The sequence below is a fragment of the Streptosporangium sp. NPDC049046 genome (genome assembly GCF_040649155.1).
In the GTDB taxonomy this organism is placed as follows: domain Bacteria; phylum Actinomycetota; class Actinomycetes; order Streptosporangiales; family Streptosporangiaceae; genus Streptosporangium.
Genome location: NZ_JBEZEZ010000025.1, coordinates 110,509 through 125,726 on the forward strand (window position 1 = coordinate 110,509; position 15,218 = coordinate 125,726).

12 protein-coding genes are annotated in these 15,218 nt (G+C 60.8%); 7 read left to right on the forward strand and 5 right to left on the reverse strand.

The window, feature by feature from the left end:
• Window positions 1–79: 79 nt before the first annotated feature.
• Window positions 80–1,663: a hypothetical protein gene (locus tag AB0B96_RS30460; protein WP_362904151.1), complete on the reverse strand. Its 1,584-nt coding sequence runs from the start codon at window positions 1,661–1,663 to the stop codon at window positions 80–82.
• Between the two features lie 393 nt (window positions 1,664–2,056).
• Between AB0B96_RS30460 and AB0B96_RS30465 the strand changes: the two genes are divergently transcribed.
• Window positions 2,057–3,451 carry a hypothetical protein gene (locus AB0B96_RS30465; protein ID WP_362904153.1) on the forward strand — a complete coding sequence of 465 codons (1,395 nt, stop codon included), beginning with the start codon at window positions 2,057–2,059 and terminating at the stop codon, window positions 3,449–3,451.
• Between the two features lie 103 nt (window positions 3,452–3,554).
• Here the strand turns inward: AB0B96_RS30465 and AB0B96_RS30470 are convergent, their stop codons facing one another.
• On the reverse strand, window positions 3,555–4,430 hold the full coding sequence (locus AB0B96_RS30470) for a phosphotransferase (protein WP_362904155.1): 876 nt from the start codon (window positions 4,428–4,430) through the stop codon (window positions 3,555–3,557).
• A 665-nt stretch (window positions 4,431–5,095) separates the two neighbouring features.
• Here AB0B96_RS30470 and AB0B96_RS30475 point away from each other — a divergent pair.
• Entirely contained in the window at window positions 5,096–5,539 is a 444-nt protein-coding gene (locus AB0B96_RS30475; protein ID WP_362904157.1) for a hypothetical protein, read from the forward strand.
• Window positions 5,540–6,197: 658 nt separating this feature from the next.
• Here AB0B96_RS30475 and AB0B96_RS30480 read toward each other — a convergent pair.
• Window positions 6,198–6,698: a hypothetical protein gene (locus AB0B96_RS30480; RefSeq protein WP_362904159.1), complete on the reverse strand. Its 501-nt coding sequence runs from the start codon at window positions 6,696–6,698 to the stop codon at window positions 6,198–6,200.
• Window positions 6,699–7,135: 437 nt separating this feature from the next.
• Between AB0B96_RS30480 and AB0B96_RS30485 the strand changes: the two genes are divergently transcribed.
• Window positions 7,136–8,050 (forward strand): hypothetical protein, encoded by a 915-nt coding sequence (locus AB0B96_RS30485; RefSeq protein WP_362904161.1) that lies wholly within the window; start codon window positions 7,136–7,138, stop codon window positions 8,048–8,050.
• Window positions 8,051–8,122: 72 nt separating this feature from the next.
• Here the strand turns inward: AB0B96_RS30485 and AB0B96_RS30490 are convergent, their stop codons facing one another.
• Window positions 8,123–8,815: a hypothetical protein gene (locus AB0B96_RS30490; protein ID WP_362904163.1), complete on the reverse strand. Its 693-nt coding sequence runs from the start codon at window positions 8,813–8,815 to the stop codon at window positions 8,123–8,125.
• A gap of 148 nt (window positions 8,816–8,963) precedes the next feature.
• Here AB0B96_RS30490 and AB0B96_RS30495 point away from each other — a divergent pair, with 148 nt between their 5' ends.
• The 3 genes from AB0B96_RS30495 to AB0B96_RS30505 all read left to right on the forward strand — a co-directional run bounded on the left by AB0B96_RS30495 (window position 8,964) and on the right by AB0B96_RS30505 (window position 13,073).
• Entirely contained in the window at window positions 8,964–10,382 is a 1,419-nt protein-coding gene (locus AB0B96_RS30495) for a hypothetical protein (RefSeq protein WP_362904165.1), read from the forward strand.
• A 119-nt stretch (window positions 10,383–10,501) separates the two neighbouring features.
• The gene (locus AB0B96_RS30500; RefSeq protein ID WP_362904167.1) at window positions 10,502–12,208 is read left to right on the forward strand and encodes a DEAD/DEAH box helicase; all 1,707 of its coding nucleotides are present in this window, start codon (window positions 10,502–10,504) and stop codon (window positions 12,206–12,208) included.
• Window positions 12,209–12,314: 106 nt separating this feature from the next.
• Window positions 12,315–13,073, forward strand: coding sequence for a DUF3883 domain-containing protein (locus AB0B96_RS30505; protein WP_362904169.1), 759 nt, complete (start codon window positions 12,315–12,317; stop codon window positions 13,071–13,073).
• Between the two features lie 169 nt (window positions 13,074–13,242).
• Here the strand turns inward: AB0B96_RS30505 and AB0B96_RS30510 are convergent, their stop codons facing one another.
• Entirely contained in the window at window positions 13,243–13,749 is a 507-nt protein-coding gene (locus AB0B96_RS30510) for a very short patch repair endonuclease (protein WP_362904171.1), read from the reverse strand.
• A gap of 82 nt (window positions 13,750–13,831) precedes the next feature.
• On the opposite strand from AB0B96_RS30510, the gene dcm reads away from it, so the two are divergent.
• Window positions 13,832–15,106 (forward strand): DNA (cytosine-5-)-methyltransferase, encoded by a 1,275-nt coding sequence (gene dcm / locus AB0B96_RS30515; RefSeq protein WP_362904173.1) that lies wholly within the window; start codon window positions 13,832–13,834, stop codon window positions 15,104–15,106.
• Window positions 15,107–15,218 lie beyond the last annotated feature (112 nt).

The window sequence follows — 15,218 nt, forward strand, 5'->3', positions numbered from 1 at the left end:
CGCCCGCCCCGCCTCCCGAACCGGGCCCGGCCGGTTCGCCGCTTGTCCGGCCTCGCACCGAGCCCGGCTGCCTGCCGCGCTAACCCGCCGGGCGCAGGACCCGCTGCCAGGAGGTGTGCGTGTCGTGCAGGGCGCGTTCGCGCCGGTCGACGGTCACGCAGATGTTGTCACCGGCGAACGCCTCACGCCAGACGTAGCCCTGGATGCAGGAGCGCGGCCCGTCCGGACCGTTCGTCCAGCGACCGGCCCCCATCATGTTGTCGGCGATCACCTGGTCGCGGATCTCCTGGGTGACGCAGACCTGATCGAAGCTGTCGGCCCCCCGCCAGACGTAGCCCGGTTTGCAGGCGTTGGGGCCCAGGACCAACCTGGCCGGGTTGGCCCGCGAGGAGGCGGCGGCGTTGTCGGCGATCACCTGCCGGCGCGCGGCGGAGCTCACGCACACGGTGTCGGAGGGCGTGGCCAGCCGCCGCGTACGCTGGAGGAGGCATTTGCCGTTCTCCTCCCAGTTCGGCGCGTCCGCGGTGTCGGCCTGGGTCTCCTCGTAGACGGCCGGTGTCACGCACACCAGATCGTTGGGCGTCGCCTTGCGGTGGACGTAGCCTGCCAGGCACTTCTGCGTGATGCCGGTGCTGACCGTGACGACCGCCTCGTCCTGGCCCACGGAGTCGATGGAGACGCTGACCCCGTTGGTGTTCAGCGACGTCACGGGATCACGCGTTATGCGGTCCCTCAGCAAATACGACCTGCCCTCCCTGACCTCGTGCAGGAGCACGATGTCGCCGGGGATTCCCTTGCTCTGGCCGGTCTTCTTGCGGAACTCCACCGTGTAGTAGTTGAACGGGTCGGCGACGTTGAACGGGACGCGCACCAACAGCGTGCCCGTCGAGCCGGGCTGGTCCAGGGGGGCGAGGCGCACCGTCCGGTCGGCCACGCCGTCCGCGCCGAGCGTGACGATCCGGTGGGGTTCCAGCCAGCCCATCTCGTCCCGGTTGGGACCGTTGAAGCCGACCGCGCTGGTGCCGAACCTCTGCGTCTCGTACGTGTGGATGTGCATGGCGCTCATGACGTCCCACTGGTCGTCGTACTCGCCGAACTGTGCCCAGTCGGCGTTGCGGTAGGTGGGGTCGTCGGAGAAGGAGTGGTCCCTGTCGTAGCCGTGCAGTATCTCGTGGGTGGTGAAGCCGAGGTTCCAGGCGAGCGGGTCCAGCAGTATCCGGCCCCCTCCCGCGGAGCCCGAGTCCCACGCGTAGTTGACCATGACGGCGACCCGGTGGTTGGACGGGACGGTGTAGCCCGCGGCTGCGGCCGTCCGGACGCAGTCCTCGGTCCGCTGCCACCGGTCCTTGGCCTTGGCCTGCGCGACCGTGACGGGCATCGTGTACCAGCCCTTCACCACCGACCCGGACACACTCGTGCGCCCGTGCGACTGATCGGCGAGATAGTCGGCGAACCCGCCGAGTCCCTTGCCCGCGTCGGTGAACAGCTCCCGGAAGAACTGCGGGGGCCTGGGCTCCGTATCCGGATGATCGGCGAACTTGCACAGCAGCACCGACCAGGGCAGGTCACCCTGCACCGGGTACGCCTGTGCCGGTAGGGCGGGCACGCAGACCAGGGTGAGCAGCGTGATCGCGGCGGTCAGGAACGATCTTCGTAAACGCATGGGTCCTCCATCGGGAACACCTGAGATCAGACCGAAGATCTCAACCACCGGTTGCCGCTCACTTGTGTGCGAATGGGACCTCACAGCCGGGTCCTGACCGGTGCCGTCACTCATGAGGTGCCCACCGGGTCACATACCGGCCACCGGCCTGAAAGGGCTCCCCGGGGAGTGGTTCCAAGGCGCACGTCCCGGCCGCCGAGCCGTGCGCCCGGACGGCGCCGGGCCGCCTTGAACCGCGCATCCCGGGCCGGCTTCTCCACCAGTGGGATGCAAGCCGTCTCCCATCACCGTTCGGCACCGTGGCATGAGCGTGAGACGGCGAGGTGCCGCTCAGGGCATCGGCCACCGCCGTCCACGGCATTCCATCGCGCCCATCGTGAAACGAAGGTGCTCATGAAACGTGTCACGACCCTGCTCGTCCTCGGCCTGCTCGCCGCGCTGTTACCCGGGACCGCCCACGCGGACCACGAGTACGGCCAGGCGGTCGTCCAGAGCGTCCAGGTCGACAAGCCCACCTACGCCGGGCCGTGCCATGGAAGGGAGAACGATCTCAAGGTAACCGTGCAACTGACCTACACCGGTCCGGGTCGGGCCTATGTGTCCTACACGTTGAGCGGGATCAACGACGAATACGTGCACCATGTCCATCAGCAGGAGCAGAACGGGCCGGGCACGTACGAGTTCCGGATTCCGTTGACCGAGTCGGGGACCAGGCAGCTCAAGATGGTCGGCCTGGTGTGGAACGGCGGCGAGCCGGTCGAGACCGGCACACCGGTACAGGTCACGATCGACCGAACCTGCCAGGACGCGAAGGCGACCGTCGAGCCCGTGGGCGACTACACCGGGCTGTGCGGATCGGAGGCCACCACCCCGATCAAAGGGGTGATCACCTCACCGATCGCGCAGACGGTCCGCTACCAGTGGTACTACGCCATCACGTACGGCGGCTCCCCCGTACCCGGCCACGAGATCCAGACGCTCGTCTTCGACAGCCCCGGAGCCCGTGAGGTCACCGGCTTCCTGCCGCGCACTTCGTCGGGTTGGCCCAGGCGCTACTACATCAACATCATCGAGCCTTCGCCCAACCCCAGCCAGGCTGTGATCACCCAGACGACCTGCGCGACTCCGCCCGTGGACATCGCCGGCGCGAGCCGGTTGAACTACGACGGCCCGTGTGGTCCGGACTTCTCGACCCCGACACGCGCCATGATCACCAGCGGCAAGGGGGAGACGCGCTACCAGTGGGTCGACGAGAACGCGACCCCGCTGCCCGGGACCGGCGTGCAAACCGTGAACATCTCGGAGCACGGCGGCACGCGGTACGTGGACGGCCCGCGGCTGCCCAGACAGCGTCCAGGGAGCGGAAAGGTGGGAATCGTCTTCCCCGACCTGCGTACGGACGTGATCGGCCTGACCTCCTGGTCCACGACCTGCCGCCCCCTCGCGACACCGAACCTGACCCAGGTCGAGTTCACCAGCGAGGAGGAGTCCTGCGAGCTGCGTCGGCCCGCCACCTTCACGCTGAAAGGCTCGATCACCGCGCTGGGGCCGGGTCCCATCCGCTACGCGTACGCACGCAAGAGCGCCCAGACGAACAACGCCTGGGTCCGCGACCCGTGGACCTCACTGACGCTCACCTCGGCCGGCACGGTCGACGTGCCCAAGCAATGGACGGTGCCCTTCTCCTGGCAGGGGGAGCAGGGATACTGGCGCCTTGAGATCGACGAGCCGTACACGGGCGTGTCCGGCCAGGCCCGCTACTGGTTCTTCTGTTCCAACCAACCGTAAGTTTTTTATCCCGGGCTTCCGAGCCCTTCTCCCGCCGAACAGGGCGTTCTGTCGCTCTGGCCGCTGAGGAGGGCTCGGGACCGGTGATCGACGTGGCCACCGGTCAGGTGGAGCGATGGTGCACCCATGCTCGCCCTGCCTCGGCGGCCCGCGCACGGAGACCGCGCCCTTCCTCCGGGCCGAACCGCGCCTTGTGCAGGCGGAACAGCGTCCACAGCGCGGCCAGGCCGGTGACCGCGTCCGCAGGTGCGGACCGCCAGGCCGGTACGCGGGCCAAAAGCGCCTCGGTCTGCTCCGGGGTGTGGCCCGCCTCGATGAGACGGGGAGCGAGCATCACGGCGTCCACCCACGCGGCACCGCGCACCGCGAACGCCCAGTCGATGACGTACGCTCGCCCGTCGTCGATCCGGAAGTTGCCGGGGTGCAGGTCGTAGTGGAGAAGGGTGTCGCCCTCCAACGCGTCGAGGCTGAACGTGGTGAGGGCCGTTTTGTACATGGCCCGGTCCGGCAGCTCCCCGGCGAGCAGGCTCGTGGCCTTGGCCTGGAGTCCCGCGATGTTCACCGCGACCTCCGGAAGCCCGCCGGGGCACGGGGTGAGCGCCTCGTTCAGGACGACCAGGGTGTCCAGCACGAGCGGCACATCCGGTGAACCGGGCGACAGGTCGGCGTCCCGGCCGTCGACGTACTCGTGCAGCAGCACGATCCACCCGTCCACTTCACCGCTCCAACGCAGGCGGGGCGCGGGCAGGCCGGGTGGCAGTACGGCACCGGCTCGTCGTTCGCGCTCGTACAGGGTCGCGGCCGGGTTGGCGGTGGGGACGGCCTTGAGGAAGACGATCCTGTAGTCATCGGTGTACAGGCGGGCAGTGAGCCCTGGCATGAGCCCCTTGGTCACGGGGTCGGCCTTGAGGACCTGGCCGACCTGCTCCTCGACGGTGGCGCGCACGTTGGCGGGGAGGTCGTCCCACTGGGGTTTCACGGTCGGCTCTCCCTGGGGTCGTCGGCACCACTGGCTGCACTTCGCAACAAAAATCCACGTCCCGGGACGACTGGCGGGCTCGTAGCCCGCATGGTCCCAATCGTGGCCACCGGATCGAGAATCGTGCTAACGGGAAGGTGGTCGTGCCTGGCCGATTACGCAATCACAACCCTGATCACGTACGGTCACTATCTCACGACCTCTGGCCACAAGCGGCGACATGCACTCGGCCATTACCGCGTGGGACGCCCGATAGGCGACCACCCTTGGGTTACTTTGTCCGCGTGAGTGGACGGCGAAGTGAGAGGGCAGCGGTCCGCTATGTGGGTGTGGCCGGCGTCGCGGCGTGGTTCGAGGTATCGCCTGGCACGGTGACGAAGTGGCTGGACCGGTACGCGGAGACGCATCCGTATCCGAAGCCGGACGCGGAGATCGGGGAGGGCAGGCTGGCAGTGAAGGGCTGGCTGCCGGAACGGGAAGCGGAGTGGCGCTCCTGGGAGGCCGGCCGACCAGGGCAGGGCGCAGGCGGAGGGCCGAAACCGAAGAGGTAGTCGCCAGGTCTCATCTTTGAGCGAGACCCTTTTTCTTTGTCCGTTCCCTCAGACAAAGTTTCAACTCCCCCCTAACATCGTCTGCATAGCCAGACGATGTTAGGGGGGAGTCACATGACCAGCAACGAGATCCAGGTCATCCCAGAGGAATCCGCGACAACCGATCCGCGCGCCACAGTCATCACCGTCCGGACCGCCGCAGACATCGCCCAGTCCGAACTGGGCCATCATGTTCGCGTCTGCTATTCCTGCCGCATCGGCCAAGACGGTATGTGTGCAGAAGGCGAACTGCTCAGCGCTGCTTTCAGCAGCGCTATCGTCGTCTCGGTTATCGCCCACGAGGAGTACGCGCCGACCGGCAGCACCGTCACCTATCACGGCACGGAAACTCGGCATCGTGGCCCCGGATGGACTGTCTGCAGCACCGTCCAGGGCTCTTGGGGGACGTCATACACGATCGCCCGAAACGCCGACCGCGCTCAGGACGTCATCCTGAAAGGCGTCCGCATCGAGTGCATCACCCCGGTACAGGATGACCCGCGGTTCACCGGCCGCTGAAACCGCACCGACGCCATCGCCGACGACGCCCTCGTTGAAATTCCCCAAATGCTCTGCGCCGAACTCGGCTACCTACCCGTCACGTTCACCACCACCGCGTGAGCCGACCGCCGTAGCGTGGACCAACGAGGACACTGCTCACACCGGCATCCCCAGAATGAGGAGGGCCGCCTGTCGGCCGTGCTCGCCATGGCCCGCACCGTCGCCGGCGACGTACGGCATGAAAGGCCGGTGACGTTCTCTCTGTTCCGCTACAGCCGCGACGACGTCGACAGCACCGACCTCGAAGCACTGAAAAACCCGCTTGCAACTGAACCCCGACTACGACGACCCTGGTATTCACCATCAGCCTGCCCGGCGAAGGCGGCGTCACGCGCACCACCAGGGAGATTGTCTCACTGTTGTTTAACGGTTGCTCTCCCAAATTGACGGCACGGCCGACATATGACCGGCGCCTTATGGCGGGCACTCACGGCTCCGGTAGCCAACAAATCTGCGGGTGTACGGTATGACGCGACCCCCGACCACAGCCATGATCGGAGGTCGCGTCACAGAGAGTGTCAGCAGATGTGTGGCGACAAACACCGCGAACTTTTAGGCAGAGTCTCGGTGGCTCCTCTGACGCGGACTACTTCTAGGACTCCGTTCCTTTCGAGGACTACCGCCTGTCCCACCCCTGAGGGTGAGCCCTAACCCTAAAATCGGGCGCGGGGAGCGACTGGCCGATGCGCAGTGCGCGGAGCTCTACAGCGAAGAACCGCCACCCGGCTCCGAGGCCCTGGAGCGAGTTGAGAGCATCGATGTGCTCGGAACTGAACGACTTGGCGATCCACACACCTACGCCAGTCGCACGGCGGGTACCCGCCATGTAGGTCACGAGTTGGCCGAGATGGCCATGGTCGCCAGGATCAAGCTGGTTCTCGACGATCACCATGTCGCCGGTCGAACGATCAGTCCCGATCAGGTCGGCGACGTACCTCCCGATAGGGTACTCACTGTCAGTCCATTCGAGGTCCATACGAAGGACGCGACCAAGCTCACCCGGATTCGCCCACAGCCACGGGGTGAAGTGGCGCACCTCATGCGGCCAGAGCTCTCGCAACGACACCTTCTCCAACCTCCCTATAGACGATTCCATACCACTTTCGGCAAGGCTCATCTATCACCTCCTGAAGCTGCTAATGGAAATCATGTATGCGCCCAGCGCAAGAGCGGCATGGGCAGCAAGGGCAATAATTCATGCGTCCACACCCGAAAGCAAGCAGATCGGCACCATCGGCAAAAGCTGGACATTTTCGGGAATAATCGGGAATCGCGGGGACCGGCAAAGGTGAGCGAACGACGCTCGTCGGCGACGCATGACATACCCAACAGGTCAAAGGTGCGACGCTTCGAACGCGCATCGCGCACCCCACACCTCCGCCCTCAGCTCACCAACATCACCAAGGGCCCATTTGTCAGATTCGTGCCCTATCGTCCGTTACTGTTGACCTGTCACCAAAAGGCGTCATGTCACATTGGCCCAACATCTGCTGTATCGTCTATAGAACGATCAGCGCGGCATCCGCACGCCCGGAAAGAGGTTGGCGATCCCCCATGCCCAAAAAAAGAGAAGTTGATCATCATGCTGTAACTCATGAACTACGTAGAATCCGCTTTCTCTGTGGCGAGCCCACCTACGCAACTATCTGCGCCATCTCTTCCAAGTTCCCGGTGAGCGACGTCACTCAGGGCTCACCCTCGCCGTCGATAACAGCTTTGGGCGATCTCTTCTCCGGAAAACGCATCAAGTTTCCCTCTTGGGAAACTTTGGCGCCCATACTCTGGGCCTGTTACCAGTACGCCAAAGAAGCCGGCCTCATGCCGAAAATAGACTCCTCCGCCAAGACCAGGGAGGCTTGGGCCAGGCTCGTGGAGCTCGCCATCCCGCCTACCTCCCCTCAGGGCGCACCCCAGGATGACAGAACACCGACGATGCCGATCTCCATCGGGGCGACCTCTCGCGGGAGGGTCTCCACTGCAGTCTCCTCAGAGGAGTTCTTTCCTGAGCTGCGGTGGTACGCCAACGCTTACGGCCAAGTAGGGACAGAGCTGTTTCGCGCCGCTGCCGCAGGTGAGAGCGAAGCCGCCTATCGCCTTGGAGTGGTCACGACTGTTGACCGGCACCCCCGCAAGGCAAGGAGTTGGCTTGCCGCGGCAAGAGATGGATCTCATCTCGGTGCCACCCAGTTGCTCGCCAGCGCTCCCGCCAGTAAGACTGGGCGAGCTTCAGCCATCGAGTGCGCGTATCTCCTCGGGCATGCCGCCCATCACGGAGGGGGCAGCAGAGCACACGCCATGTTCTACTACCAGTGTGCCGCAAAAGCCGGGCATCCCGATGCCGCATACCATCTAGCTAATTTTCATCTCAGTCTCAGCGAAAATGGACTCGCGGCAAACTGGTTTTCCATCGCCGGCAAGACCGGAAATCTTGATGCTGAGCGTCAGCTGTCGAAACTCAAAAGACAATAATTAGGAGAGAAAAGAATAAGTGCAGGGCGCGTGGTCAGGTCCTGATTTTAGAATCTGACCACGATCTAATACCTAAGGTGTAAACTTCAGATGATCTGTGATGCTTCGACGAGCATCCGCAGGCAGTCGCCGGTATTCAGCCCAAATTTGATCGACCTTGCTAGGCTGCCGACGACCTCGGCTTACCCAGGAAGCGAGAATTTCACGCTCATCATGGTCGAGGGTAACAATGTCCTCAATGAGATCTGAGACGCTAACCACAGAGCCGGCAGAGCTTCCTGCCTTGCAACGCCGACATTCCGTAACATATTGAACGACAGTTTCACCGTCGGCGGACTCCACTGGACGGCGAGTTACCGTAAGCTGGGCGGTCTCATGAGCGGACTCTGGATAAGCCTCACCACCGGTGATGCCGCAGACGACACACATAAAATCGTCGCCAGCGAAGACCGCCATGCGCTGCTTGTTAGAAAGCGTATCGCCAGAAGCTGTGGCTTTTTTGGGGTCCCAGACTTCTTCGCCGGCCTTGATGAATCTCAGCTCGTTCGGACTGAGCGATGCGTCTTCCTTGTTGGTCAGGATCTGCCAGCCGTGGGGACGGAGGTCACGCATCCGCCGATCAACCTGCTCGACCCCTGGAAACGCATCACGCAGCTGGGCCTTGGTGAAGAGGTTCCCCTCGCCGACCACGGACAGCAACCACAGGGCAACACGGATCTTGGTCCCATGCTTCGTGCTGGTGTCATCCCAAGCAGGAAGAATCATGCCGGCTCCCTTCGTCCGAACCGCCGCTCAGCCCAAGCAACGGCAATCCATACGATGATACGTAGATAGGTAGGCCAAAGCGGCCTAGTACATGCAGCGCGCTCCCACCAGACGCGTCAGCCCCCATAGTCACCCTAGGAGATCCTCCATGGTCCTGCCGGAACCCCCTGGCGGTCAGGATGTCAGATCGCTGGTAGAGCGGCGACTGGCCGAGGTCCAGAGAGGTCAGAGCGCGCGGGAGTCCGTCACTATCGAGTGGCGGGGCCGCCCGCTGAGTATTGATGTGATCGACATGCCTGTCGAGATGGCTTACTACAACCCGGAGACCCACCGGATCCGTGCGCAGCGGGAACACGACCCTGTTCGCGACGCCCATCTAACCGCTGATCCGTGGAGTCCTGCAAGCCAGGACTATCTGCACGATCTCCTCAAGGCCTCACCGGCTAACCCTGATCGCGAGGACCCTGACTTTGTTGCGCTTCAGGATGACCTGAAGGAGTACGGGCAGAAGGATCCTGGGATCATTACACCCACGGGCATCCTGGTCAACGGTAATACTCGACGAGCAGCGCTCAAAAACATCGGTCAGTCCAATATCCGGGTAGGCGTCCTCCCCAATGACTGGTCCTGGTCTGACATTGGAGCGGTCGAACTTGAGCTTCAGCTACGCAAAGAGCACCGCCGTGAATACTCCTACATCAACTGGCTGCTCGCAATCGAGGAAGAGGAGGCAAAGGGCCGAGCGGTCGCAGAGATCGGTAAAAGCTTCCGAATCCATCAGAAGACCGTTCAACAAGCCCGATGGATCTTAAGCTTCATCCGTGAAGCGATCGATCGCAGCCGGGTAACTCTATCGGATGGCAGCACCGTGAGCATGAGGTTGATCGACTTCGAGAAAGATCAGGAAAAGCTCAGAGAGCTACACCGCGCCTACATAAACATGAGAGACCCAGAAAAAGCGGATGCCCTCAAAGAGGCTAGACTGCTGGCGATCCTGCTTGGCAAGAGCAAGACCGACGTTCGGCTCATCGAGGATAACTTCGCTGATAAATACCTTGAGTCAAAACTCACTCCAGAACTCAAGCCAGAGGTAACCGCAGCACCTCCTACGGTGAAGATCCCCGGGCTCAGTATCAACGTGCCCGACAGCTCCTCTAAGATCAAGCGAGCGCGAGCAACCACAGATACCGTCCTCAAAGCCAAGGCACAGGCAGCAGCAGCGACGCAACTGACTCCCCGAGAAAGCACCGAAGCTAATAAGGTAATCGCTGCGGCCGAACAAGCTGTTGAATCTGGCCTGGAATCTGCAGGTCGTGATGTCAGGCTGCGTAAGCGCAAGCTTGCTGCCCCAGAAAAAGTGAGCGATGCGACTGACATTCTGAAGTCGTGTATCGATGACATTGCTCAAGCACGTAGCCAGGCCCTGTTGGACTATGAGGCTTTGGATGAGGCGATTGTTGGCCTGCGTGACACGCTTCAAAAGCTCGCAAAGTACGCGTCCCGCGGCGTCTCTGACCCTGGCGAAGGACTCATCTGGCTGCAGAACGCAACTTCGGATCGAGGGTAGAAGTTAGCGTGCCAAGCCTTCGACTCGAACTTGAGGCGTCCGGGACTGCGGTTCTATTGAAGTCTTCAGAGCATCACACGGCCGACCTACGCCAGCTCGCGCCACGGTTTCGTACTGCGGTGCAGAGGGGGCCAAGCCTTGTCGAGCTCGAACTCGACGACCTTTTGGTTAACCTGCGCGAGATTGGGCAATGGCCCTCTGATGACGTGGACTGGGAGCCAGCGCTAGCAAATCTGGTAAAGGACAGCTATCAGGCAGCTCTCGAAGCTGACGCTCTGTTAGAGGGGAGAGATTCTGCTCCTCAACTTGTCACACCCCAAGATCTGTATGACGCTCTGGATTCCTCTGTATGGAAGGGAGATCTAACTACCTTTCAGTCTCGTGACATCATCAAACTCCTCTCACTCGGACACGGCGCCAACTTCAGCGTACCTGGTGCCGGCAAGACCCGAGTTGGCCTGGCAACCTTCCAGATGTTGCGTGCCAGAGGAGACGTCAGGCGTCTTCTTGTGGTTTGCCCCAAGGCTGCGTATGAGAGTTGGCAGTTCGAAAATCAAGAGTGCTTTTTAAACCCCCTTCGCCTACAAGTCATCGAAAATAAACTCGATCCTAACGTTGAACTAATAATTGTTAATTATGAACGACTGTCAGTCAATGAGACTGCACTTGCGAAATGGCTGTCTGCCGAGCCCTCCATGATGATCCTGGATGAGGCACACCGTATGAAGAGAGGCCCATCTGGCGTCTATGGTTCCATCTGTCTAGCGCTGGGGCCGCGAGCCAGAAAACGTTTAATCCTTACGGGAACTCCTGCACCAAATGGCGTACAGGACATTCAGAATCTTTTCGCATTTTTGCTGCCCGGACAAGGACGGCAGACAGTTAGCCGAGCCATCGCGGATGGAGACCTGCGGTACGCCAGCCAGGTTCTTCGACCATTTTTTACACGCACCACAAAAAAGGAGCTCAATCTCCCACCTGTTATTACACGTATACGACAACTAGAACTCCCGCCACTTCATAAAGAGATCTACTCAGCGCTAACAGGCGTGATGAGCGCACGCGTGTCTGGAACGCAGAACAATTTTGACGCACTTGGACGCGTGACGATGTATCTACTCATGGCTGCCACAAGTCCCGCACTTATCACAGTAGGCACCACAAGATATGAGCCCTTAAACTATAGGGTCCCACCTATTGAGGTCCCAGCAGGGGCTACTTTAGACCAACTTCTGCGGGATCTTCCAGATCATGAGTTCTCTCCGAAATATAAAGAGACTCTCGCTATCGTATCCGCAAACGCTGAGGCTGGACGCAAGACCATTGTATGGTCAACATTCGTACGAAGCTTAACCACCATGGAGTCTATGTTCAGGCATTACCAACCTGCAATGATTCACGGAGGAACTATTGACCGCGAAGAACAGATTAAGCGATTCCGAGAGGATCCTGATTGCTTGGTCTTATTATCCAATCCAGCAACTCTCGGTGAAGGTATCAGCTTGCATCAGGTCTGCCACGATGCTGTCTACGTAGACAGAGACTTTGCAGCCGGTCGTTACCTTCAGAGCCTAGATCGTATTCACCGACTGGGCCTGCCTGAAGACACCATCACTAACGTCACCGTTCTTGCCTCGGAAGACACAATCGACGGAGTTGTGGCAAGGCGTCTAGAAACCAAGCTAAATTTCATGGGATCGATCTTGGATGATCCCGAGGTAGAGCAACTAGCAGATCTAGAGGAGGAGTCAGCCGTCGGCGGCGGCATGGACATGGCTGACATAAGAGCCCTACTTGGGTACTTAGATGTCCCCCCTGCCTCCTGACCCTGTTCTGCGCGCTTCCCTGCGCTGGATGGACCACCTACAACATTCATCGCTTGCTCGCGTCCAGGCCTTGTTCTCGTCCCACACCGACTACACGGACCTAACGATGACCCAGTACGGGGCCGCGCTGGAGTGGTTACGGCGCGCCAAATTAGTGACGGAAGCCGGTCTGCCGGCCATCGCCACCAACAGAACTAAACTAGTTCTATTACAGGCTGCGATTGCCCAGTCTGATCCGCTCTGGCTTCAGGATGCCGACCAATTGATCATCAAACCTGATGATCTCCCTGAGGATGCGGCGACGGCAGGTGAGGTGCTGGGACTCAACCCTCGGGAGACGCTAGCAGCGATCCGAGCAGCATGGGGGAAAGTAGACACAGCTGCTAGACAGAAGATCGGATCAGCAGGAGAACAAGCTCTCGTGCGCCTCCTGGAAGACCTTGGCTGCTTGACCATCACCTACGTCGCGGAATACTCGGACGGACTGGGGTATGACGTAGCGATTGCCTGCGACGGGTTCCATCTCAACCTGGAGGTCAAGTCAACTACGCGCCGAGGACGCCTCACCATCTACCTTTCACGCAACGAGTTCGATGTCATGCTCGCTGACCCCCAGTGGCGGCTGGTAGTTGTACTGCTGGGGCAAGATCAGGCGATCGACTCTATCGGAACGATCGACACGGAGTGGATCACACGCCATGCTCCGGTTGATACTTCGCTCTCAGGCCGTTGGGAGTCCGTACGTCTCGATGTTCCTCATGGGGTAGCACGCAATGGCATCACGGACTTGGCCGAGCAGGTAGACGAAGGCCACGTGATCCGAACTGGAGCGGGTGTGGTAAGACCGTCTTGGCTCAGGGCTTAACCCCTGAGGAAGCAGAGTCGCGACGGCGGCCGTTGGTACGGCCCATACGTGCGGGACCTCCTTGCCACACGGGGTTGTACACACTCTGCCCCCGCGGGGTAAGCTCAGTCCGCTGCAAGACAGTAGCGAAAACCGTTCTCCTACGTCTCGACACGGTGAGCTCGTCTCGCTAAATATCGGTCGACCCATTAGATTCGCCGACATGTTCGGGAACACTTGGCCGCACCGCTGCCACCACCGCGTCGATCGCAGAGGCAAGCGGTTCGTGCTCCCACAGCCGGACAACCTTCCAGCCAGCGGCCTCAAGAGCAGCAGTAACAGTCCGGTCCCTCTCCATGTTCCGGCGCAGCTTTGGTGTCCAGTACCACTCGTTGATCGTCGGCTGGCGACCATGCGTAGGGCAGACGTGCCAGAAGCACCCATCGACGAAAACCGCTACCTTCCGAGCGGTGAAGACGATGTCGGGCCGAACCCGGACTCCCTCAACATCGAGTCTCAAATCCTTCCGATACCGGTAGCCCATACGGTGCAGGGCACTGCGCAGTACCACCTCCGGTTTGGTGTTCGTCCTCCGATTCGCCTGCATGTTCCGCGAACGCCCTTCATTGAGCGGCGCAGGGTAGAGGCCCTTGGCGTGGGCCTCCTTCCGGACCTGATCCCTATTCGTCTCTGTCATGTCCCCACCGGTTACTGTCTTCTCAGGGAAGATACATCTGGCTACCCGGTCATGCCCTACATCGCACATGAAAGGATCTACCGTGAGCGAGCGGCAGCTTCGTGTCATTGAGATCTGCGCTGGCGCTGGTGGTCAAGCTCTAGGCCTTGAAAAGGCTGGGTTCGAACACGAACTAGCTATCGAGTTGGATCCCAACGCGGTCAAGACTCTCAGGGCCAACAGACCGGGGTGGAAGGTTGAGCAAGGCGATGTCGCGGATCCCAGTGTCTGGAATCCGGCAGACTACGCTCCCAGCAGCCAAGACCTTGACCGTGAACCGATAGACCTGCTCGCTGGAGGCGTGCCATGCCCTCCCTTCACGATTGCCGGCAAGCAACTCGGCGCGAATGACGAACGTGATCTCTTTGCTTGGGCGATAAAGCAGGTCGGTGTCTTGCAACCTCGCGCGGTCATGCTAGAGAATGTTCGCGGACTGAGTATGCGCCGGTTCGCGGCCTATCGTCAGCATGTTCTCGATGAACTTCATGGATTTGGATATATTGCTGAATGGAAGCTCCTGCAGGCATCCAGCTTCGGAGTACCTCAGTTGCGTCCTCGATTCGTGCTCATCGCTCTTCGAGAAGAAGATGCTCCTTATTTCCACTGGCCCGAGCCTATTGGGGAACCTCCCACAGTGGGTGAAACACTCCGTGACCTCATGGCTTCCGCTGGCTGGGAAGGTGCTGACGAATGGGCTGAAAAGGCAAAAGGCATTGCGCCAACCGTTGTGGGTGGCTCCAAAAAGCACGGGGGGGCCGATCTTGGCCCGACGCGAGCAAAGAAAGCCTGGGGATTGCTGGGGGTCGATGCTCTCGGCGTTGCCAATAGCGCTCCTCCCAAGGGGAGCAAATTTGTTGTTGGCCCAAAGCTAACATGCGAGATGGTTGCCCTGATCCAGGGCTGGAAAGCGGCGGACGAGTGGACATTCGAGGGCGGAAAGACATCGGTTTATCGTCAAATTGGTAATGCCTTCCCTCCACCTGTTGCCGAAGCTCTCGGTAGGGCCATCAAAGCTGCACTACTCCACGAGACTGAGCCTGTTCAGCGCACCAGGTCAGTCCATGACCCCGTATACCAAGCGCTCCGAACCAGCGATGCCCCTCTCACTCTTAGCCAGATCGCCAAAGCGACAGGCATCGAAATCCCCGTTGAGGACGTTGAGCGGCGCCTAAAGCATCTCGAACGCGACTTCGAAATTGACGTGATCGAAGGCACTCGCAGCAGCAAGTACAAACTAGGAGAGTTTCGGGCATTTCGCGGACAAGAAGGGCACATTCGCCATCAGCTATTCCCCAAGAATATATCGAAAATCAGCTAGTCGCTACAGGAAAGCTGATTGAGGTGATCTCAGCGACTTTTATTTCAGGTAGCCGTGTTCGAAGTGCGTGAGGACGAGTGCGGCTTTGACGATGTCGCCGATTCGGCTGGGG